Below are 22,023 nucleotides of genomic sequence, written 5' to 3'. Positions count from 1 at the left end.
GCTGGTTCGGGCTTGTGGAAGTACCGTTCCGTGAGCCTACCACTTTGTGGCCTGTAGGGCCCCACAAAAAGCCATGTCTTGGCTTTGAACCGAGGTGTTGCTTAACTCAGGGCCAGTGCCTTGCTCCATAACCGAACTAAAGAAGCGTCGAAGTGATACGAGCGGATCATCCGGCCGGTTTCGCTTTCGCAATATCGCTACTCCCAGGAAACCCCACTAGCGAATTGGTCCTATTGAAACTCGCTCTCTTTGGTCCAATAACGGGTCTCCTTTGCGCTGAACCTGCGATGCGCTGTCAGATCGTAATTCCGAAGGGGCTTTGCGCCGGGCTACAAGATGACCACCCTGATCTGATCGTGCCTATCCGGCCACTTTCCCTGCCAGATCGCGCTTGCGCAACGCGCTCCAGATCGCCTCGATGCTGGGGCCAAGCGGGCTTTTTGGGCGGAAGGCACAGATGTCCACGTCCAGCCCCCATTCCACACCGCCGATTGGCGTGATCTGCGGCGGGTTGCCGTCTTCCACCGCGCTTTGCGGCAGCCAGCCAATCCCGTACCCGGCTGCGATCACTTCCTTGAGCACATCCGACATGTCGCACTGAACCGTGATCTTGTGCGGCAATGGCGCCCGCGCCCGTTCCAGCACATGTTCGAACAGCCGCGCGAAATAGGCTTTCTGCGAATAGGCCACCATCGGAAACGGCTGACGCGCCGTACCGGGAAATCCGAACGCCTCGCGTTTGGCCGCATTGCGCGTGGCATAGGGCTGGAACCTGTCCCGCCGGATCACGATGCGTTCATGCTGCCCAAGGCTGTCATGGGTCGGGATGGCCTTGCAGTCATGGGCAAACAGGATATCCGCATCCCCCGCCAGATACCGTCCAACCACGTCGTTCGTTGTCCCCACGATCACCGAAAACGAACTATTGTGCTTGCGCTCCAGAATATCCAGCAACCGCTTGAATTCCGACCGCGCCAGAACGTTGGGCATCGCGATACGCACCTGCGACATGACCTCGAACTGGCTGGTCCGGATCGAGGCCCGCGCCTCGAACAACCGGTCCACGGCAATCCGTGCGCTGTCGCGAAACTGTTCCCCGGCCTCGGTCAGGCGCACCGGCGACGCCCCCTTGACCACAAGGGGCGTGCCCAACCACTGTTCAAGCGATTGGATACGCCGGGAAAACGCAGCCTGCGAGACATTGCGGAATTCAGCGGCCCGGGTGAAGTTCCTGAGTTCCACGAGAGCCAGAAAGTCCTCGAGCCACCGAACGTCCATGTCTTCAGTCCTTACAAGCCGATCGCCCGATAGTATTCGGCGATGCGGGCAATGGTTACCGCGTAAGCCGCTGTTCGTAAAGTGACCCCGTCCAGCGCCATCTTGCGGTCCATGATGTCGTCAAACGCCCGCACCATGATCTCTTCCAGCCCAGACCGCACCAGATCAATCTCACGGGTTTCCTTGGCGATCTTGGCACGCTGGGTCTCTTGCAGGGGACGGCCCGCAATCTCTTCCAGCGCCGACACAAGCGCATTCCCCGAACTCAGGTTCTGACGACGATCCATCAGGCCGAACGGCAGGTGCGTGATGTTCTTCACCCACTCGAAATAGCTCACGACCACACCACCGGCGTTCACATAGAGATCCGGAAGCACAACGATGCCGCGCCTGTTCAGGCAATCTTCGGCCTCTGCCGTCACCGGCCCGTTGGCCGCCTCCACGATCAGGCTATAGTTCACCTGCTCGCAGTTCTCCCGGGTAATCGCGTTCTCCTTGGCCGCCGGGATCAACACATCCGCCGCCATATAGGTCAGCCCTTCCGCACTCGGAACCGTCTTCGCTCCGGCGAAATCGGCAACCGATCCGGTCTCGGCCCGATGCGCGGCGACCGCCTCAACATCCAGCCCGCCTTCGTTGAAGATCGCGCAGTCATGCTCGACAATGCCCACGATCTTGCAGCCATCTTCCGCAAGGAACTTGGCCGCGTGATACCCAACGTTGCCAAACCCCTGCACAACAACCGTCAGCCCCTCTGGCGTTTTTTGCCCCGCAACAGGAAGCGTGTCGCCATGGGTAAGATAGGCGCGCAACGCATATTGTAGCCCCCGCCCCGTGGCCTCGACCCGCCCCTCGATGCCGCCCCGTGCCACCGGCTTGCCGGTGACACAGGCGTTCTGGTTCAACGCATCCGACGATCCGATACGGCGGTACTCATCCGCCATCCACGCCATCTCGCGCTCGCCGGTGCCCATGTCGGGGGCCGGCACGTTGCGCCCCGGATGGATCAGGTCACGCCGCGCCAACTCCTGCGTGAAGCGGCGGGTGATCTTCTCCAACTCATCCTCGGTCCAGGCGTTCGGGTCCACCGCCAGCGCACCTTTCGATCCCCCGAACGGCACATTCACCAGCGCGCACTTCAGGCTCATCAGCGAGGCCAGCGCCTCCACTTCGTCGTGATTGGCATCCGGCGCATAACGGATACCGCCCTTCACCGGCTCGATGTGTTCGCTGTGCACCGACCGCCAGCCCTGAAAGCTGTGAATACGGCCGCGCAGCTTGACGCCAAAGCGCACGGAATAGGTCGAGTTGCATTGGGCAATCCGCTCGGCCAGCCCCTCGGGCAGGTCGACATGGGTTACGGCGGTTTCGATGAAGTGCTGAACGCTGGTCAGGAACTCTTGCTGGCTCATGGTCTTTCCAATTGTCTCTGCCCCAAGGCCCGGGGCAATGCCGCAACGGAAACGCCAACCTCCTTTCAAAGTCCAATGCAACTATTGCATGGCCCATGCAGGTTCGTATGGCCACGGGCACGCCCAAGCGGCTTATGGTTTCACAACACCCTTGCCTGCTTGGCCTTTTCGCATCACGGTCATGCGACGCATGTCTTTCGCGAGACACAGAAGGAGGCCCCGAAATGGCGTCAGACAGAACACATTTTGTTTTCGTCATTGAAACAGGCTTCACGATGCAGGCCTTTTCCTCTGCCATCGAAGTGCTGCGCGTCGCGCGCAAACTGGGGGCTGACGACTTCGCCTATCAGGTCGCCTCGCTTGACGACGCCCCTGTCGCCGCCTCGAACGGGATTTCAGTTCTGCCCGATTGCCCGATCACCGATCTGCCGCGCCACGCCATTGTTGTCATCGTGTCCGGGGCCGGTGCCGACCGTACCACCAATCCCGATCTGATCGCGAAACTGCGCCTCTGGAACAGGCAGGGCCATCCGATCTGGGCCATCTCGTCGGGCGTCGTACGCCTCGCACAGGCGGGCCTTGCCGATGGCGCCCGCGTCGCCGCCCACTGGGAGGACATCACCTACCTCAAGGAGCATCACCCCGAGGTCGAGATTTCCACCCGCCTGTTCATTGGAAACGCCCGCCATCCCACCTGCTCGGGCGGTGGCGCGGCCTCGGACCTGATGCTCGATTTCCTGTCCCGCAGCGGGCGCACCGAACTTGTCGAAGAGATCGCCTCGCGACTGATGATCGACGGTGTCCGCGACGGTCGCCTGTCGCAAAGCCTGCCCGAACAGATGCGCTATGCCACCGCCAACAAGACCGTCTTCGCCGCGATCCGCCTGATGGAAGCCAACACCTTCGATGCCCTTTCCATACTCGAGATCGCCCGCCGCCTCGACATTTCCCAACGCCAGCTGGAACGATTGTTCAACGCGGAATTCGGCAAGACACCGGCCATCGTCTATGCCGAACTCCGGCTGGGCGAAGCTCGACAAGAGGTGCTCGCTGGCCGCCGCCCCTTGATCGACATCGCCCTGGACTACGGCTACCAGCCGCGCCAGTTCTCCAAATCCTACCGCAAGGTCTTTGGCCTCCTGCCCTCTGACGACCGCAAAGCCAACCAGCCCCCGGTGTCGTGATCCCCTCCCCCTGATGTCGAGAAAGCGCCCTCGCCCGGCAATCTCCCCTCCTAACCTCATGGGATACAGGGGAGAAACGCGATGGCACGACGTGGTCAAAGACGACAGGCAAAGAGCATCCAGCCACAGGCAGCGCACTTCGGCCCGGTGCAGTCCCACATCGCGCCCGTCGAAATCCTCTCTGCCGATCAGGTCGAGGCCATTCACCACGCCTCGCTCCGCGTGCTTCAGGAAACCGGCATCGAGATCATGTCGCCCGCCGCCCGCACCCTCTTTCGCAACGCAGGTGCCGAGGTCGACGACATCAGCGAACGCGTGCGGCTCGCGCCCGAGTTGATCGAGACAACGATCGCCACCTGTCCGGCACAATGGACACTCCATGCCCGCAACCCCTCGCGCAACGTTCCGATCGGGGGCAACTGGCTTGCCTACTGCAACGCCACCACCCCGCCCTATGTCAGCGGCCCGAACCTGCCCCGCCAACCGGGCAGCCTGAAAACCTTCACCGAGGCCATTCGCCTGTGCCAGTCGCTCGACCAGATGCACTTTTTCTACGGCTACCCGGTGGAACCACAGGATCTCCCTGTGCCCACCCGCCACCTTGATGCCTACCACGCCCTTGCCACCCAGACAGACAAGGTCTGGCGCGCCTATGCCATGTCCGACATGACCGACGCGCTGGAAGTCGCCCGCATCGCCCGCGGTATTTCCCACGATCAGTTCGCGCAGGAACCCAGCCTCCTGCTGAACTGCAACACCAACTCGCCGCTCAAGATCGACGGCCCCATGTGCGACGGGCTGATCGCCATGTCCTCACGCGGACAGCCGGTTGTCATTTCCGCCTTCACAATGGCCGGCGCGATGGCCCCCATCACGATGGCCGGTGCCCTGGTGGAACAAAACGCCGAATGCCTTGCCGGAATGACCCTCACCCAACTCGTGAAACCGGGCGCCCCCGTGATCTACGGCGCCTTCACCTCGAACGTTCACATGCGCTCGGGCTCGGTCGCCCTCGGTACGCCGGAATATGCGCAGGCGGCCATCGCCGGCGGCCAACTCGCCCGCCGCTATGGCGTGCCCTACAAATCCTCGAACGTGAACAGCGCCAACGCGCCCGACGCCCAATCCGCCTATGAAAGCATGAACACCCTCTGGGCCACCCATATGGGTCATTGCAACGTCATGGCGCATGGCATCGGCTGGCTGGAATCCGGCCTGACCTTCAGTTTCGAAAAGGCGATCATCGACGCCGAAATGCTGCGCATGATGCAGGCGTTCCACACCCCGATGGACCTTGGCCCAGAGGCCCTCGGCGTCGAGGCCATCGCCCGCGTCGGCCCCGGCGGTCACTTCTTCGCCGACCAGATGACCCTCGATCGCTATGAAACCGCCTTCTGGGAACCCATGCTCAGTGACTGGCGCCCCTTCGACGCCTGGGTCGAAGCCGGCAGCAAAACCGCAACCGAACGCGCGGGCGACATAGCCCGACACCTTCTCGACACCTATCAAACGCCCCCCATCGACCCGGCCATCCGCGAAGAACTCGACAGCTACCTGGCCAAACGCAAGGAAGACCTCTCATGACCACTCACGCCCGTATCATCATCATCGGCGGCGGCATCGTCGGGGTCTCCACCCTCTATCACCTCGCCAAGGCAGGCGAACAAAATGCCCTTCTGCTCGAGCGTCGCGAACTCACCGCAGGGGCCACGTGGCACGCCGCCGGAAACGTTCACACCCAATCGGCATATGCCAATCTCTCGGCGCTTCAGGCGTACTCCCTGCGCCTTTATGACGGTCTGGCCGAGGAGGTGGGTCAGGAAGTGGGCAGCCACGTGGTCGGCGGCTTCTTCCTGGCCCAAACCAAGGAACGCATGGAAGAGTTCAAACATCTGGCCGGCAAGTTCCGCGGTCTCGGGCTGGAATACGAACTGGTCACGCCGGAGGAGATCAAGGCCAAGTACCCGCTCCTCAACGTCGCCGACCTCGAAGGCGGCGCATGGGACCCCGAAGAGGGCTACGTCGATCCCTACTCCGTCACCATGGGCCTGGCGGCAGGTGCGCGCAAATACGGCGGCACCATTCGCCGCAACGCCCAAGTCGACAGCATCACCCGCCTGCCTTCAGGCCACTGGCGTCTCACCGCAGGCGACGAAGTCTTCGAATGCGAAATCCTCGTCAACTGTGCGGGGTTCTGGGCCAACGAGGTCGCGGAAATGGTCGGCACCCGCCTGCCCATCACCAACATGGAACACCAATACCTCGTGACCGAAACCATGCCGTCGGTCGCCGCCCTCGGCTACGAACTCCCCATGATCCGCGATTGCGACAGCCAGTACTACCTGCGTCAGGAAGGTCAGGGCCTGTTGCTTGGCCCGTGGGAACAGGACTGCCGCACCGCCTGGGACAAAAGAGGCGGACGCGCCCCGTGGTCCTTTGGCCAGGAACTCTTCGAAGACGACTGGGACCGCCTTGCCGACGGTCTGGGGGCCATCTTCCACCGTGTCCCCGACCTCGAAACCGCAGGCATCAAGCGCGGCGTCAATGGCGCGATCAGCTTCGCCCCCGACGGCCGCCCGATGATCGGCCCGATGCCCGGCGTGCCGAATTTCTTCGTCGCATGTGGCTTCCTGGGCGGCATCGCACAGGGCGGCGGCATCGGCCTCGCCATGAGCCAGTGGATTCTCGAAGGCGAAAGCGAGCTCGACCTGCATTTCATCGACGTCGCCCGCTTTGGCGACTGGACCACCCGCGAATTCGCCCGCGAGCGCACCCACGAAATCCTACCCATCCGCTACGAACTCATCTACCCCGGCATCGAACGCGAAACCGGACGCCCGCTGAAAACCACCCCGATCTACAACGATCTCCTCTCCCACGGTGCCGTCATGGGGCAGGCCTACGGCTGGGAACGCCCCCTCTGGTACGCCCCCGACGGCACCGCCCCGAAAGACATCCCAAGCTTTCAGCGCCCCAACTGGTGGGACCACGTCGGCAACGAAGCCCGCGCAATGGCCAACGGATGCGGCCTTTCGGAAATGTCCTCCTATGGCAAATTCCGCATCAGCGGCCCGGACGCCCATGCCTTCCTCGATCATATCGGCTCGGCCAAGGTACCCGCCAAATCGGGCAGGATGGCCCTGTCGCTACTGCTGAACGATCGCGGCGGCATCGTCGGAGACGTCACCATCGAAAACAGCGGCGACGGCAGCTTCTACCTCGTCGGCGCCACCCTTGGCGTCGCCCTCTACCAACGCTGGATGGAAAGCCACGCATCCGGCTTTGACGTCCGCATCAAAAACGTCACGGACCAGTTCGCCGCCATCGGCATCGCAGGCCCCAACAGCCGCGCCCTTCTGAACGCCCTCTCGGAAGGCGCATTTGACGACTTCCCCTTCATGACCTCGAAACAGGTCGAAATCGGCCGCATCCGCTGCAAGGCGCTGCGGGTCTCCTATTCGGGTGAACTCGGCTGGGAACTCCACTGCCCCATGCTCAACCAGAAAGCCCTCTTCGATGCCCTCATGTCCGAGGGCCGCGCCCACGGCCTTACCCTGATGGGAGGACGCGCTATGGGCATGCTGCGGCTGGAAAAAGGCTACCGCAGCTGGGGCGCGGAAATGACCACCGAAGTCACGCCCCATGCCGCCGGTCTCGAACGGTTCTGCTCGACCACCAAACCCTACATCGGGCGCGCGGTGGTCGACGCCCAGCGCGACACGCCACCCACCAAGCGTTTCGTCACGCTTGAGATCGACCCCGAGGCTCCGCCCTGCTGGGGAACCGAACCGATCCTGAACAACGGCAGGCTCATCGGCTATGTCACCTCTGGCGGCATGGGCTGGCGCAGCGGCAAGATGCTTGCCGTTGCATGGATCGACGCCGATCAGGCCCGCACAGGCGATCAACTCGAGGTCCAGATCCTCCTGCAAACCTACCGCGCAACCGTCGTGGCCGACCCGGTCTACGATCCGCAAAACACAAGGCTTCTGGGCTAGATCAGAAGATGAAGTCGGCGTCGGAATAGTCTTTGCCAACGCCGACATCGGCAAAACTGACACCCACAAGCAGGATGGTATCCGCACCATCAACGATCTGCGCAGTCCCCCCGACGTCAACAAGATGCGCCCCGACGAGATCGTTGAAATCCACGATATTGGTAACGCCGGACAGGTCGATCTTCTCGCCATCAACCGCGTCGAAATCGATCACCTCGTCCTGACCAAAGCCATCACCGAAGACAAAAACGTCATCGCCCAGCCCGCCCTCAAGCGTGTCATTTCCGTTTCCGCCTTCGATCTGGTCCTTGCCGCCGGAACCGAACACCGTGTCGTGACCGCCCCCGCCCTTCAGGGTATCCACCCCATTGCCACCCTTGAGCGTATCCGCACCGTTGCCACCACGAAGGCTGTCGTTCCCGCGCCCGCCAATCATCGCGTCATTGCCGGAATTGCCGGTCAGGTCGTCCGCCCCATCACCGCCCTCAAGCGAGTCCGAGCCAAGCCCGCCGGTCAGGGTGTCATTCCCGAGCCCCCCCAACAGCGTATCAAAACCGTCGTTGCCCTTCAGGTCGTCATCCCCGTCATTGCCGTCGATCCAGTTCGCATCCACAGACCCTTCCACCGTATCCGACGCCGCGCCGCCCTCGATGTTCTCGATATTGACAAGGGTGTACTGCGGGCCGATGCCGGACCACTGGTAAAACCCGTTCTCAAGATCCATCAGCGCCGTGAACGTCGTGATCCCCGAGAAATCCCCAAGGTCCGTTCCGGCACCCCCGTCAAGATGATCCGATCCCTCGCTCTGCACGATGCGCAGGATGTCATCGCCGCCCTGGCCGAACAGGCTGTCGCCCCCGCCAAGGCCACCCGTCAGATCATCATCGCCGGTGCCGCCATAGATCGTGTCGATCCCCGACCCGCCCAACAGCGTGTCATTGCCGGCATAGCTGCGCAGGATATTGTCGCCGCTGTTGCCCTCGATCCGGTTGTCCAGCGCATTGCCAAAGCCCTTGACATCACCGCCGCCGGTCAGCTCCAGGTTCTCGAGGAAATCCCCCAGCGTATAGGTGATCGAAGACTGCACGGTATCGTCGCCGTTGCCATCAGTCTCAACCACACTGTCGCCCGAACTGTCGACAACAAACAGGTCGTCCCCGGCCCAGCCAATCATCTGGTCGTCACCCGAACCACCATCCAGATGGTCGTTCCCGTTGCCCCCTCGCAGCGTGTCATCACCGCCCAGACCCAGCAGCGTATCATCCCCGGCGCGGCCCGTGATGTCGTTGTCCGAGGCATTCCCCGTCACATGGTTGGCAAGATCGTTGGCCTTGAGATCAACACCGCCTTCGATCACCGCGTCTTCGATCTCCGCCTGACCGGTGGTGTCCATATCCCAACTCGCCACGTCCGAAATCAACGTGTCATGCCCACCATCAGCCCCCGCTGCAATGTCGCCATTCCAGTTCTCGTCCACAACGTCCCCGGCCGAGGTCACGCGATAAGTATCGTCTCCCATCCCCCCTGCCAGCGTATCGCCACCGGTCGCGGTCGAATGCCCGCCGTCCAGACTGTCGTTTCCGGCCCCGCCTAAAAGGAGGCTTCCGTTACCTCCAAGCAACGGCAACGATCCGCTGCCGACAAGCGTGTCATTGCCGCCCTCGCCATGCAGCGTGTTCTGGCCAAAGACATCCTCGATCCAGTCATGCCCCGCCTCGCCGAAATGCACATTGTCATTGCTGCCGTTCGGATTTGGCCCCGTCAGCCCGATCAGCGTATCGCCAAAGATCGACCCCCGAAGGTTCTCGATCCCGCTCAGCACATCTCCCGCCGCGTGGCCGCCGCTTTGTACGGCAATGTTCAGGTTCACCTGAACCGCTCCGTTGGACAAAAGATACGACGCCCGGTCCGTCCCGTCGCCGCCATCAATCGTGTCCGCCCCGGCGCCGCCGTGAATGGTGTTGTCGCCGTCATTGCCGTCGATCACCTGCGCAAAGGCATTGCCATAAAGCAAAAGATCATCGCTGCCCGACGTGGCTTCGAGGTGTTCGATCTCGTCACCGATCCCGAGATAGAAATCCTCGGTGGCCTCGACCGTGTCATCACCATCGGCATCCACAATCACATCGCCCGTGGTCACGATATACCGGTCGTCCCCAAGACCACCGATCAGCGTATCGACGTCCTGCCCGCCATCCAGCGTGTCAGCACCGCTTTCCCCTTCAAGGCTGTCCTTGCCCAGACCGCCAAAGAGCTTGTTGTCACCGAACCCGCCCAGAACCGTGTCATCCCCCGATCCCCCGCGCAGGGTGTCATTGCCCCCGAACCCGTTGATCAGGTCATTGCCTTCCCGCCCGTGAATGTCGTTGGCATCCTCGACAGTCGCCCCCGCAAGCGTGCTTTCGCCAAGGATCGTGTCATCAAAGGCCGACCCCTGAACATGGTGGATGCCATGCAGGAAATCCCCCTGCGCATGGCCGCCGTTCTGGCGATTGAACGACAGGTCAATCTGCACCGCCGCGTCCGATTGCAGATAGCTGGCAACGTCATGACGGCCGTCCCCGACAATCGTGTCGGCCCCCGCCATACCCTCCAGCGTATTCTCGAAGAACTGGTCGATATTCGACATCTCGGCGATCAGGATCTGGTTGTATTCGTTCCCCGTCAGGTCCGCCGTCAACAGGCTGCCTTCCTTGACCGCCCCAAGCTGAACCCCGGCCTGAATGGCCGCCGCCAGCCCGTCGTAATTCTGCGTCACTCCCGCCAGCGTGATTGCAACCAAAAGGTTCTGCCACGAATAGATCGAAAGCACTTCGATCTCCTGGCCAGCGGTCAAAGCGTGATCGTCATCCGCCCAGACAAAATCGATCCCGCCGCCGTTGAACTCATGCACGACGTCAAGAACATCAACCTTGTAGTAGTCGTTCTCTGCACCGCCCCACAGATCGTCCGCACCAGATCCCGCATACAGCGTGTCGCTCCCGAAACCGCCGGTCAGGACGTCGTCACCGTCATCCCCGTAAAGTTTGTCATCGCCAAAGTTGCCAAACAACGAGTCATTCCCGCCGCCGCCGCGCAACTCGTCATCTCCCTTGCCTCCGGTCACGAGATCACCACCACCATGGCCGTAGACCGTGTCATTGCCATTGTTGGCATAGATCGTGTCGGCACCGCCGTAGCCGTAAAGACCATTGTCCTGCGCATTGCCGTTGATCAGGTTGTCCATGCCGTTGGCAAAGGCCGTGGTCGCCGAGTTGAACAACGTGATCCGCTCGATGAAATCGTCCATGCCCCGCAGGTCGACCGAAACATAGGCCTTGAGCCAATCATAGCCGCTGTCGCTACCCTCGGCGATTTCGCCATTTTCGTTTTCGTTGACCCGTATGTTCGTGGCGCGAACGATATAGGTGTCGTCCCCCTCGCCCCCAACAAGCGTATCGCCGCCTGCGTTGCTTTCCAGGGTGTCATCACCGTCGTTGCCGAACAGAATCTGAAGATGCGAGCCCCCGACAAGGCTGTCGTTGCCACTGCGGCCAAAGATGTTGCCATCGCCCTGCGATCCCTCGACCGTGTCGTCATGGGCCGATCCATCAAGGTTCTCAAAACCCGAAAGAACATCGCCAAGCGCATGGCCGCCGAACTGTATGGACGCACCAAAATTGATGTCGACCCCTGCATCGCTGGCCACATAGCTGACCCAGTCGATACCATCGCCCCCTTCCAGCGTGTCCGCTCCTTCTCCCCCGTCCAGGAGATCGTTGCCAAGACCACCGCGCAGCGAGTCATCGCCGCCATTGCCGAAAAGCCCGTCGTTGTCCGCACCGCCCTTGAGCGTGTCGCCCAACATCGCACCACTCAGCACGTCATCGCCGTCGCCCCCCGAGAAATCGACCGAAATCGCGAGGTTGGTGGCCACCGAAATGCTGTCGCGCAGCAGCTGCCCGTTGCCCTTGATATGGCTCACGTTGTTGTAGCGCTCGGTGTAGCCGTTAATGCTCAGGTCAACCTTGCCGGTCTCGACCGACTGATCCACCGTGATCGCCTCGGCAATATCGAAATTCGGTACAAGAAGGTTGCGATCCCCCGCGCGCCCACCGGTGTGCAACGTCATGGTGCCGCCCGACATCTTGGCCAGGTCCAAATCAATGCCGGGGCTGTCAAAACCAAAGTTCCCCAGGGTGACACGCGGACTATCCCAGCGCCAGATTTCGCCAAGAATGGTATCCACCCAGGCCGAGAACCCGGCGGTGATCGACCCCGAGGCATCGAACATCGAGAACGGGTTGGTGGTCAGCGCCGCGATGAACTCGTCGTAATAAAGCTTGCCCGCCGTACTGCCCAGATTGTCATCCAGATCAAGGTTGATGACGCCCTGAACATTGCCACCGCCCCCGATCGAGGCGACAAAGGCGTTCAGCTCCAAACCAACCTGCACACCCGAATTCAGAACAATTTCGGCCTCGTTCGGATCATCCACGATGTAAAGCCCGTCCAGCGCATCAAGCGCCGGATCAAGAAGCCCCCGCGTATCAAACCCGAAATCAAGGTTGATCGTGGCATTGGCAAACCCGTCGATATCAAGGAACACACCGGGGAAAACGGGTACCGAAAACAGGTTCTTGTAATTCTTTGGCCCAATCGAAATCTCGGGCAAGTCGATCGACACCAGATCGGCGGGCGCCCCCAGCAAAAGGTTCATCCACTGCGACGGGTCCGTCAGGATAGGCAAACCAAAGATGCCGTCGTTGATCATCGAATCCAGGATATCCGCGCCGGTGTCGCCACTGCCCCCATCCGTCGCGTCCCAGCCGCTGCCGCCCAGACCGTTCAGCACGGTCTGAAGGTTATCCGCCAGCCCCCCGAACTGCGCGGTGACGGTGGCAAGATCAAAGCCGGGAAGCCGGATATCCGCCGTTCCCAGATCGACATCCCCAAGGATCAGATCACCCTGCGAGAACCCCGTGCTGTCCAGAAAATCCGCCCAGTCCGCGACATCCTTGGCCAGTTCGACAACCGTCTCGAACGGGCCGGTGTCCAGGTTCGGGAACACGAACTTCATCACGTCGATCAGCGTCACCCGCCCATCGCCCGTCTTGTCAAAGACACCGCTCAGCCCCGGAAAGTTCTCAAGCAGCTTGATCGAGGCATCCAGGACGTTCAGGATCGGTCGCAGCGGCTCAAGCAGCTTGTCAAGTTGCTCGATCAATGGCCCCGCGAAATCCTCCATGAACCCGCCAAGGTCCATCGTCACGGTCTCGAACGACACATCGGGTCGATCCCCGAACGTCGTGTTGGTGTCCGACACGTTGATCGTCGCATCGGTGAAAGACCAGTCCACGTTCAACTCGGCCCCAATCGGCGGCGTCATGTCACCCTGGCTTTGCGCCGTCAACCCCACCTGAAGCGATGCCGTCCCGTCCAGTTCCGCATCCAGCGTCGCACTGCCCAACTGGCCAAGGGTCAGGCTGTTGCCCGCCCCCTGCAGATCAAGCGAGATGGACCCGCTCAACCCCGTTCCCGCATCCAGCGCGTCAAACCCCTGTCCCGCAAGCGTCAGCGAGGGGTCGAACGTCGCATTGGTCAGATCAAGATCGATCGAAATGTCATTGGCCGCAGAGGTATCCAGAAAGAACCCCGACCCGCCAGTCGCGAAATCCAGATCGAAATCGAACACCGTCGACAGGGTCCCCGACCCGCCTCCGACCGCCCCAAGGCCGGCCGTCCCCAGATCACCCGCAAGACCCTGCAAATAGCTGCCGGCGCCTTGTGTCTGCACCGCGACATGCACCGCACCGCCCTGAACCGTCACCGACAGCGTGGTGCCGGTAAACCCCGCACCCGCCAAAGCCGCATTCAGCGCCGTCTCGACCGCATCCGCGCCATGGCTCCCGCCCGCCGCAAGAATATCCAGCGCGTCACTCAGCGCCGTGCCCAGGGCCTCGACCATCTGCAACGCGGCTTCCCCACCCTGTTCCGCCGCCAGCAACCCATTCCCGATCAGCGGCAGGGTCTCCGCCAGAACCTCTGCAACAACCCGTGCGTGCAGGGTGTCGAGTGCCGCTTCGATCCCGTCAGCAAGCGATTGCAACTGCGCCGCGGTGATCGTCGGGGGGCTGGAATGGGCCACCTCCCCCGCACCCGAGGCCATGCTTTCCCCCTCACCGGCCCCGGCATCACTCAATTCGGGGGAATCACCCGCCTCGCCGGACCGCGAACCACCCTGCCCATCCAAACCCGCAACCGTGAACTTCGGAAAATCCAGAACAACCGGCTCCGACCCGCCAAGCACCTCGATCCGGACGCCGCTTTCTCCGACAGTCAGGGTCAGCTCAAGCGCCGCGCCGTCCTCGGCGCTCTCGATCCCCGAAACACGCAGTTCGAACCCGTCTTCCCCCAGCACCGACGCGACCTCGGCCCCGACCACACCCGCCTCATCCAACGCCGATGCAACTGCTTGGTCCAAATCGGGAAATCCAACCTCATCCCCGGCATAAGACCCCATGACGGACACCAGAACCGGCAGGATTTTCTCGCGCAGGATATCGGGATAGGCCAGCCACTCAGCTCGCAATTCGGACAGGGTCAAAGGCGAGGATTTTCGGGGAAAAAGGGGAAGCTTGCCGGCACTGGAATCGAGCATGAAATCTGTTCCTTGATGAAACGCGATACAAAACAATAACGGGCGAAATCCCGTACCAAACAAAAGAGGGCGCGTTGTGTAAAAGGTGCGAAGTCCCTTAAAAATAAGGGCTGAAACAGCTTCGTGTCAAACGTTTCAAGCCATGTCGCGCCGCCTGGAATCACCAAGGTCAAAACAAAAGGCAGGGTTGTTGCACAAAACCCTGCCCCTCGAAAACGCTTCTGATTGAGTACGCCTACACACCCTTGCCCTGCGGAATGACCTCGTATCCCGGCTCTTCCGGCTCATCATCCACCATCTCCGGCGGAAAGCCCGGCGCGCGGATATCAAGACCCGTGGCGTCCTCGAGACGGCGAATGATGTTCGGTGACAATTCCCGCTCGCCATAGCGCGCAATACCATCCTCGAAAATCTTCACCATCATCGGGCTGATCTCCAACGGCACATTGGCCCGTTCCGCAATCTCCTGAAAAAGCCCCACATCCTTTTTCACAAGGTCCATCGTAAAGGAAATGTCGCGGCTCCCGTTCAGGATCACCTGGCTTTCGGTCACATGCGAGAACGAATTGCCCGAGGAAATCTTGATCGCCTCGTATGTGGTGTTCAGGTCCATCCCCGCCGCCGCAGCCGTCACCAGCGCCTCGGCATTCGCCACCAGATGCACCGTCGCCAGATAGTTGGTCAGCACCTTCAACACCGAGGCCGACCCCAATTCACCAGTGTGCAGAATCCGCCGCCCCATCGTAGTCAACAGCGGCAGGATGCGTTCGAACGTCGCCCGATCACAGCCCGCGAAAATCGCGATGTTGCCGGTGTCCGCCCGATGGCACCCACCAGACACAGGGCAATCAACGGCCGCCCCCCCGCGTTCGATCACCATTGCCCCCAACCGTTTGGCCTCGGCCTCGTCGGTGGTCGACATCTCCATCCAGATCTTGCCCTCACGCACCTCCGGCAACATCTCCTGCATTACCGCGTCCGACGCAGCGGGCGACGGCAGGCAGGTAATCACCGCATCGCAGTCGCGCATCATCTGCGCCGGGCTGTCTCCTGCGGTGGCACCTTTTGCCACGAAGGCCGCCACCAGATCGGCATTCAGATCATGCACCGTCAGGTCGATCCCGTTGCGCAGAAGGCTACCACTCAGCTTGCCGCCCACGTTCCCAAGCCCGATAAATCCAATCTTCATGCGCGCATCCCTCCCGCAATGGCCGGCGCGTAAGGCCGGAAACCCTATCTGATACGCCACTCTAAGAAGATTGTTTTCAGAAAGTGAAACGAATAAAACATCGAAAAACCACCAAAATTTCTTGACCCTGAAATGTCCAAGTCTCCCAATCTGGTCTGGCTCCGCTCCTTCGAAAGCGCCGCGCGGCACATGAACTTCACAGCCGCCGCCGCCGAACTCGGCATCACCCAGACCGCGCTCAGCCTGCATGTCCGCTCTCTCGAAGCGCAGCTAGGCTGTCAGCTCTTCACACGTGCCGCCCGCAACCTCACCCTCACCGAGGTCGGTCAGGCCTATGCCTTCTCGGTCCGCCGCGCCCTCGGGGACATTGCGCTCTCCACCACAAGCCTCTTTGGTGCCAGCGAGGCGCAACACCTCACCATCCGCATCCCGATTTCCTCGGCAACACTTTGGCTCGCCCGCCGCCTGCCGGACTTCACCCAAAGCCATCCCGGCATCTCGATCAGGCTGGCCTCCAACATCTGGGCCGACTCTGCTGGGCGCGAAAACGTCGACGTGGAAATCCGGTTCGGCCGGGGCGACTGGCCCGATGTCACCTCGCACCGGCTCACCCGCGAACGCATCGTTCCCATTGCCGCCGCCGGAACGCCACCACTGTCGCACGATGACCTGCAAACCCGACCCGCGGTTCAGATCCTCGGCCTTCAGGATCTGTGGCAAAGGTACCTCGCGGCCTTCGACATCCCGCAGGACGCCACCCAAAGCCAGTTTGCCGTCGATACCACCATCGCCGCTGTCGACATTGTCGCCGCAGGTGGGGGATACGCGGTGGTTCTGGAACGCTTTGCCGAAACCGCTATCGCGATGGGCCGCGACATTGCCATCGTCGGCCAACCCGTCCCGATCGAACAGGCCCACTACGTCACCCGCCCGTCGGCAACATCGACCAACAATACCGCCGCACAGCTCTTCACCGGCTGGCTGGAACAGATCGCCAAATAGAAAGGGCTTTGCCAGCATCCGCCCGCAAAGCCCGCCTTGTCAAAGATCCGCCTGCTCGCCTCTAAAGTCGCACCGACGCCCCCGTTTCCGACCGGATCTCGTCAAACAGTGAATAAGCCAGCAGCTTGATCGCCCGCCCCGGCATCCGCCGCCGGCGCAGCCTGGCTTTGGTCAGATCCGCCTGCATATGCACAATCCGCGTATCCGGATTCAGCGCCCGCAACTGCACAAGAAACGGGAACCAGAACCAGCTGATCGGCAAATGCGAGACAATCACCTCGACGTCCATCCGCTTGGCCCCACGGCGCTTCACGGCCATCGAGTAATCATCCGGCGCAACAACCCCGCTTTCGCCCGACAGGGATCGCGCCTCGGCATTCTGGCTTTCAAACAAATGACAAACACTCATCTCACTCGTACCTTCCCCTGAAAACCCCATTCAATACGCACCGCGCGCCGACAGAACCGCCCGGAACGTCAGGGCCATGATCAGCAGGTCCAGAAACACATTGTGGGTTTTCGCATAGGCGATATCCATCTTCACCATGCGCTCGAACCCCACGTCGGCCCGCCCCGAAACCTGCCACAGCCCGGTCATACCCGGCACCGCCTCAAGGCGCCCGCGTGCCTCTTCGGAATACTGCGCCACCTCTTCTGGCAGGGCCGGACGCGGCCCAACCAGCGACATATCCCCCTTCAGAACATTCAGAACCTGCGGCAGCTCGTCGATGGAATAGCGACGGATGAACCGGCCAATCGGCGTCACCCGCGGATCCGACTTCTGTTTGAAACACACGCCACTGCGGTCACTACCCTCAAGCAGGGCCGCACGCCGCGCCTCGGCGTCGATATACATGGACCGAAACTTCAGCATCTCGAAGGTTTCGCCATGCCGTCCAACCCGTGTCTGGCGAAAGAACGCAGGCCCGGGACTGGTGATCTTGATGATCGCCACAACGGCAATGATCAGCGGCGACACAAGCGCCACCACGATCGAGGCAAATGCCAGATCAAGCATCCGCTTCATGACATCCCGCGCGCTCGTTTTACGAACAGCTTGGGACGGGGCCGCGCCATTCTTGGCAAAGCCGGGATCCATAGCAAGAACCATAGTCGAACCCTCCTTTTGCATCAGGTTTGGTTCAATATGCGCTTGAAGACCGACCTGCTCCACGACGCGAGAGGCCATGTTTTATGCCCTTATGTGAACAACTTAACCACCAGACTAGGGCACAGCGCGGGACCGGATCACAGGTCTATCCCTCCGGATAATGGCGCCACGCAAATGGGGTCCACCTCGCCCGAACACCCCGAAAACGACGAAAGGCGCAGTGCCGAACACCACGCTCTCCATCCTTGTCTCAAGGTCTTTGAAACCGCACCTAGCGCATCAGGCCAGGGTCCTTTCGCGAGGCCTTCTGAACGACAAATCCCGCCCCATGTCGCGGCAAGGCGGCCACCCGCGACACCGCATCATTCAGGCGCGCCAACCTGTCACCAGGCGTCACCACGCCCACCACAAGGTCCGCCGCCGACGCAATCAGCTCCGCCGACAGCCCCTTTCCGAAACTGCCCGCATCAACGACAATCACCGCATAGTCTTCGGCATAGGTCTCAAGCGCCGACCGCACCGCCCGCACCGACACCGACGCATCCCCGACAAGGGCATCCCGCCCCGCCTCAAGCACCGCCGCCTTTCCGGGATCACCCGCCATTGGGAACACGGTCTCACCCGTCAGAACTTCCCGCCAGCCTGCCGTGTCGCTCGTGGTGCCAGTGGCAAGGTTCGCGTCGATGAACAGCGTGTTGAGCCGCGCCGTCGCAAAACTGTCGGCCAGCGCCCGCGACAAGGCGCGACTCTCGGCCCTTTCAAGCCCGCTGACGGCAATGATCCTGGCGCGGCGGCTCGGTCGCGTGCTCCGGCTTGGAAACAGCAGCACCGCATTGCGCAGGCGAAACACCGCATCATCATCGCCGCCCTTGCCCGTCTTGGCCGGAAACACCGCAAGCAGGGGCATCTGCCACACATGCCGCCACAGATCATCACTAAAGCGGAACCGCCCGCGCCGCAGACCGTACCCTATGACCAAAACCACCGCGAGAACCATACCCCCAAGGCCACCTCCCGCCCCCAGCATCTTGGCCGTGTTCTCTGCAGGGTTCTCCGAGACAACACCGCGCGACATCGCCTCGACCAATCCCGGCATCGAATTGCGGCTTTCCACCCGGATCACATCCAGCGCCCGACGGGTCTCATCCAGCATCCGGCGCAACTCGTCACGTTCCTCTTCCAGAAACGTCAATTCAATCCGCTTGCGGTTTAACTCCCGCGCATCATCCCGCGCGGTCTGCAACTGGTCCGACACCTTCTTGAGCAGCGCCTGAATCTCGGCAATCGACTCTTCCCGACTGGCCTCGCCACCTTCGGTCAGCGCACCGGTTTGCCCCAGAACCTGAATCTGCTGGCGACGGTCCGCCATCGCGCGGTCGATAATCGCGATCTCCTCGCGTTTTTCGCGCACCTGCGACGTGCCATCCGCATACCGGCGCAACAGGGTCGAAAGCTCTGCCTCGCGCTTGGCCTTGTCAAAGTTCAGATCGGCCAGCGCACGGTCCAGCAGGGTGGCCCGCATGATTTCCTGATCCGCCATATCGGCACTGCCAGACCCGGTCTGGCTTTCCAGGGCCGCAAGGGTCGCGGCCACCTCGGCCCGACGCGCCACCAGCCCTTCGATCTGCGAGACCTTCTCGATATGCGTCTTCACCAGCGACGCCATGCCGAACTCGCCGCCAACCTCCAGCGTCTGGGCCTTCACCGCATTCAGCCGTTGCAGAAGATCAACTTCCCGCGTTGCCAATTCGCTCTCGCGAAAACTAGCAAGCTTCTCCTTGCCCTCTTCGTGCAGCGCCAGATAGGCATCCACCACCGCGTTGACCTTGCGGGCGGCAAACTCCGCATCCACCGACGCCGATTTCAAAACAATCAACGCCTCCTTGCGGCGGATCGAAACCGACTCCGCCAGCCTGCGCGCTGTCAGCTCCTCGCTATAGGGCGACGGCACCTCCTTGATGATCTCCACCGCCCGCCGCATCACCGGATGGCTCGCCACATAGGTCGTCTCGGCCTTCACGAAGGACTGGAACAGCTTCAGCTTGCTGTCGTCGCCATTGGCAAACAGGATGCCCGGCTCGCGTGCCGAAATCCGCAGGATCGCCTGCGATTCATAGATCTTCTTTCCCGAGGTGAACCCAAGCGCACCGAACCCCGCCCCGAACAGACCGGCCAGCACCACAAGCACAAGCCAACGCCCCCGCATAAGGCGGCCCAGCGCGGCAAAGGGGCTGAATTCCGCCGGCTCGCCCGCCTGAACGAAATCCGCAACCTCTGCACCGGCAAAGCCTTCTGCGTCCGGATTGTCGACAACCGAGCCGTCCATCACAGGTCTCCGCGACGGGCCACCGGCACGCGGGAACTGTCATCACGCTCCCACTTGGGCGCGCCCCCCGTGGCCCCGAACATCAACGCCACACGCACCGAAACCGTCAGCGACAGGAACACCAGCAGCGGCGCCCAGAGCATCGGACGCGCCAATGCGCCCACCAGATGCCCACGCCCACCACCGCCCGACGCGCCATGCCCCATCCGGCCCAACTCGCGGGTTCCCCGGCGCACCCGCTTGCGCACGGCAAACAGTGCCGCAAGCGTCCTCGGCGCACGGGCCACAAAGCGTACATCGCGCACATAGGCCTTTTCCGATGGCCGAAAGGCGCGGCTCACATACTCATCATCGGCCGTCACATCCGGCAAAGGCGTGATCCGCTCCAGCCCCGCACGCGACACCGCGAACAGCCCGCCAAACTTGCCCCCCCGCAGGTAAGGCCCGCGCTGCCAGATCGCATAGAACCCCCGCACAGCGGCACTACAGCCTGCGAGGTCCACATCCATGCCGCCATGGCTGGCCAACGCCTCGCCGCGCAACAGCGGTGCCACAAGCCGCCCGATCGCCGCCGCATCCACATCGAGATCGGCATCAAGAAACACGATGGCCGCGCCTCGCGCCTGCGCCAGCCCAAGGCGCATGGCATTGGCCTTTCCCGGCACCTGAGTCTCAAGAACAATCGCCTCCGGCATCGCCTCGCGCGCCGCATCGGCGGTTCTGTCGCGGCACCCGTTGGGGATCACGATCACCTCGACCGTATCGCGACACAGCCCGCGGCCCAGATGCGCCAGGGTGCGCCCGATCACCGCCGCCTCGTTATGCGCGGGGATCAAAATCGATGTCGTGATTTTGGAAACCTGAGTCATCTCTTCCCCTCCTAGGCCGCGTCCGAAATGAACGAACGGACTTCCTGCAAAAGCTGCATCCGGTTGGGCGACATGCTTTCCTGATCCAGCGGAAGCGCGTGCCCCTGAAGCGCCGCATCCATCGCTGGACCAAGATCGCTTTCGTCCCAGATCACCCGCACATTGGCCAATCCACCAAGACGTTCGGCGGTGGCATGCTGATGGTCGTTGCGATGCTCTCCCAGATCGGCACGGCGCGGCAGGATGATCACCGGCTTGCACAGTTCAAGCGCGGTCAGGATCGTGCCCATCCCCGCATGCGAGACGATCACCGCCGCCTCCTGCGCCAACTGCCTGAAATCCTTGCGCTCAAGCCGCGCAACGATATCCAGCCGGTCCGAGACGAACCCGCTCTCGCCACTCTGCGCCACGATACGGCGGCCCGGATGGACCTCGGCCCAAACGTCCACCGCCCCCAGAAGGCGATCAAACGGCAGCTGTGTTCCTACAGTTACAAAGATCATCGCATCCCCCTCACAGAACCGAGCCGTGATAGGTGGCATCCGTCTTCGCCGCCACCTCGGGCCATTGCGTCACCAGCCGATCCGCATGACGCCGCGCCAGATGCGCCGAAAGCGACAGCTCGTTACCATTGGCCACACTATCGATGAACATGCTGCGCGCACCGAACAGGCTGGCAAAGCGGATCGCGAGATACCCCGGCGCAGCGCCCGTGGTCACAACCACATGCGGACGCACCTTGAGAACGATCCAGGCAATCTGCACCGCCGACACCAGCAGCTTCAGCTTGGTATCGCGGTTGGCATCCAGGAACTGGTGATAGGGCGCAGGGGCCACATCGTGCCCCACATCCTCGGTCGAGGCATAATGCACCTCGGCCTCCTGAAAGGCCGGAACAAGGCGCAGCATCTGCACCCAGTGACCTCCGCCCGACGCCACCGCCAGAACCCGCCGACGACCCGCTGGCCGGATTGCAATTGCCTTGCGCATATCAATTCCCTTCCGCTTCAAATG

14 protein-coding genes are annotated in these 22,023 nt (G+C 62.0%); 4 read left to right on the top strand and 10 right to left on the bottom strand.

Annotated features, from left to right (window positions below):
- Positions 1-360 precede the first annotated feature (360 nt).
- Both NNA36_RS04145 and NNA36_RS04140 read right to left on the bottom strand, forming a co-directional pair.
- On the bottom strand, positions 361-1,278 hold the full coding sequence (locus NNA36_RS04145) for a LysR family transcriptional regulator (protein ID WP_255104475.1): 918 nt from the start codon (positions 1,276-1,278) through the stop codon (positions 361-363).
- Positions 1,279-1,289: 11 nt separating this feature from the next.
- Positions 1,290-2,690, bottom strand: a complete 1,401-nt coding sequence (locus NNA36_RS04140; protein ID WP_255104473.1) for a Glu/Leu/Phe/Val dehydrogenase — start codon at positions 2,688-2,690, stop codon at positions 1,290-1,292.
- A 224-nt stretch (positions 2,691-2,914) separates the two neighbouring features.
- Between NNA36_RS04140 and NNA36_RS04135 the strand changes: the two genes are divergently transcribed.
- The 3 genes from NNA36_RS04135 (at position 2,915) to NNA36_RS04125 (ending at position 7,872) form a co-directional block, all read left to right on the top strand.
- Positions 2,915-3,874: a GlxA family transcriptional regulator gene (locus NNA36_RS04135; protein ID WP_255104471.1), complete on the top strand. Its 960-nt coding sequence runs from the start codon at positions 2,915-2,917 to the stop codon at positions 3,872-3,874.
- Positions 3,875-3,955: 81 nt separating this feature from the next.
- Positions 3,956-5,458, top strand: a complete 1,503-nt coding sequence (locus tag NNA36_RS04130; protein ID WP_255104469.1) for a trimethylamine methyltransferase family protein — start codon at positions 3,956-3,958, stop codon at positions 5,456-5,458.
- Positions 5,455-7,872, top strand: a complete 2,418-nt coding sequence (locus NNA36_RS04125) for an FAD-dependent oxidoreductase (RefSeq protein WP_255104467.1) — start codon at positions 5,455-5,457, stop codon at positions 7,870-7,872. Before NNA36_RS04130 ends, NNA36_RS04125 begins: the two co-directional genes overlap by 4 nt.
- 1 nt (position 7,873) lies before the next feature.
- Here NNA36_RS04125 and NNA36_RS04120 read toward each other — a convergent pair whose 3' ends face one another.
- Both NNA36_RS04120 and NNA36_RS04115 read right to left on the bottom strand, forming a co-directional pair.
- Positions 7,874-14,512: a calcium-binding protein gene (locus NNA36_RS04120; RefSeq protein ID WP_255104465.1), complete on the bottom strand. Its 6,639-nt coding sequence runs from the start codon at positions 14,510-14,512 to the stop codon at positions 7,874-7,876.
- A 235-nt stretch (positions 14,513-14,747) separates the two neighbouring features.
- The gene (locus NNA36_RS04115; RefSeq protein ID WP_255104463.1) at positions 14,748-15,701 is read right to left on the bottom strand and encodes an NAD(P)-dependent oxidoreductase; all 954 of its coding nucleotides are present in this window, start codon (positions 15,699-15,701) and stop codon (positions 14,748-14,750) included.
- 132 nt (positions 15,702-15,833) lie between these two features.
- Here NNA36_RS04115 and NNA36_RS04110 point away from each other — a divergent pair, with 132 nt between their 5' ends.
- A complete protein-coding gene (locus tag NNA36_RS04110; RefSeq protein WP_255104461.1) occupies positions 15,834-16,703 on the top strand; it encodes a LysR substrate-binding domain-containing protein in 870 nt (289 codons plus the stop codon).
- A gap of 61 nt (positions 16,704-16,764) precedes the next feature.
- Here the strand turns inward: NNA36_RS04110 and NNA36_RS04105 are convergent, their stop codons facing one another.
- The 6 genes from NNA36_RS04105 to NNA36_RS04080 form a co-directional block, all read right to left on the bottom strand.
- The gene (locus NNA36_RS04105; RefSeq protein ID WP_255104460.1) at positions 16,765-17,112 is read right to left on the bottom strand and encodes a hypothetical protein; all 348 of its coding nucleotides are present in this window, start codon (positions 17,110-17,112) and stop codon (positions 16,765-16,767) included.
- A 30-nt stretch (positions 17,113-17,142) separates the two neighbouring features.
- Complete coding sequence (locus NNA36_RS04100; protein WP_255104459.1) at positions 17,143-17,814, bottom strand: sugar transferase; 672 nt, start codon at positions 17,812-17,814, stop codon at positions 17,143-17,145.
- A gap of 271 nt (positions 17,815-18,085) precedes the next feature.
- Positions 18,086-20,140, bottom strand: a complete 2,055-nt coding sequence (locus NNA36_RS04095) for a hypothetical protein (RefSeq protein WP_255104458.1) — start codon at positions 20,138-20,140, stop codon at positions 18,086-18,088.
- On the bottom strand, positions 20,140-21,009 hold the full coding sequence (locus NNA36_RS04090) for a glycosyltransferase family 2 protein (RefSeq protein ID WP_255104457.1): 870 nt from the start codon (positions 21,007-21,009) through the stop codon (positions 20,140-20,142). The genes NNA36_RS04095 and NNA36_RS04090 overlap by 1 nt, the downstream gene beginning before the upstream one ends.
- 11 nt (positions 21,010-21,020) lie before the next feature.
- Positions 21,021-21,512, bottom strand: coding sequence for a glycosyltransferase (locus NNA36_RS04085; RefSeq protein ID WP_255104456.1), 492 nt, complete (start codon positions 21,510-21,512; stop codon positions 21,021-21,023).
- A 10-nt stretch (positions 21,513-21,522) separates the two neighbouring features.
- Positions 21,523-21,999, bottom strand: coding sequence for a UDP-N-acetylglucosamine transferase subunit ALG14 (locus NNA36_RS04080; RefSeq protein ID WP_255104455.1), 477 nt, complete (start codon positions 21,997-21,999; stop codon positions 21,523-21,525).
- Positions 22,000-22,023 lie beyond the last annotated feature (24 nt).

Origin of the sequence: Shimia sp. CNT1-13L.2 (genome assembly GCF_024331145.1) — a bacterium.
In the GTDB taxonomy this organism is placed as follows: Bacteria; Pseudomonadota; Alphaproteobacteria; order Rhodobacterales; family Rhodobacteraceae; genus Shimia.
Note: the sequence above shows the minus strand (reverse complement) of the source record. Positions and strands in the feature narration are given on the sequence as shown.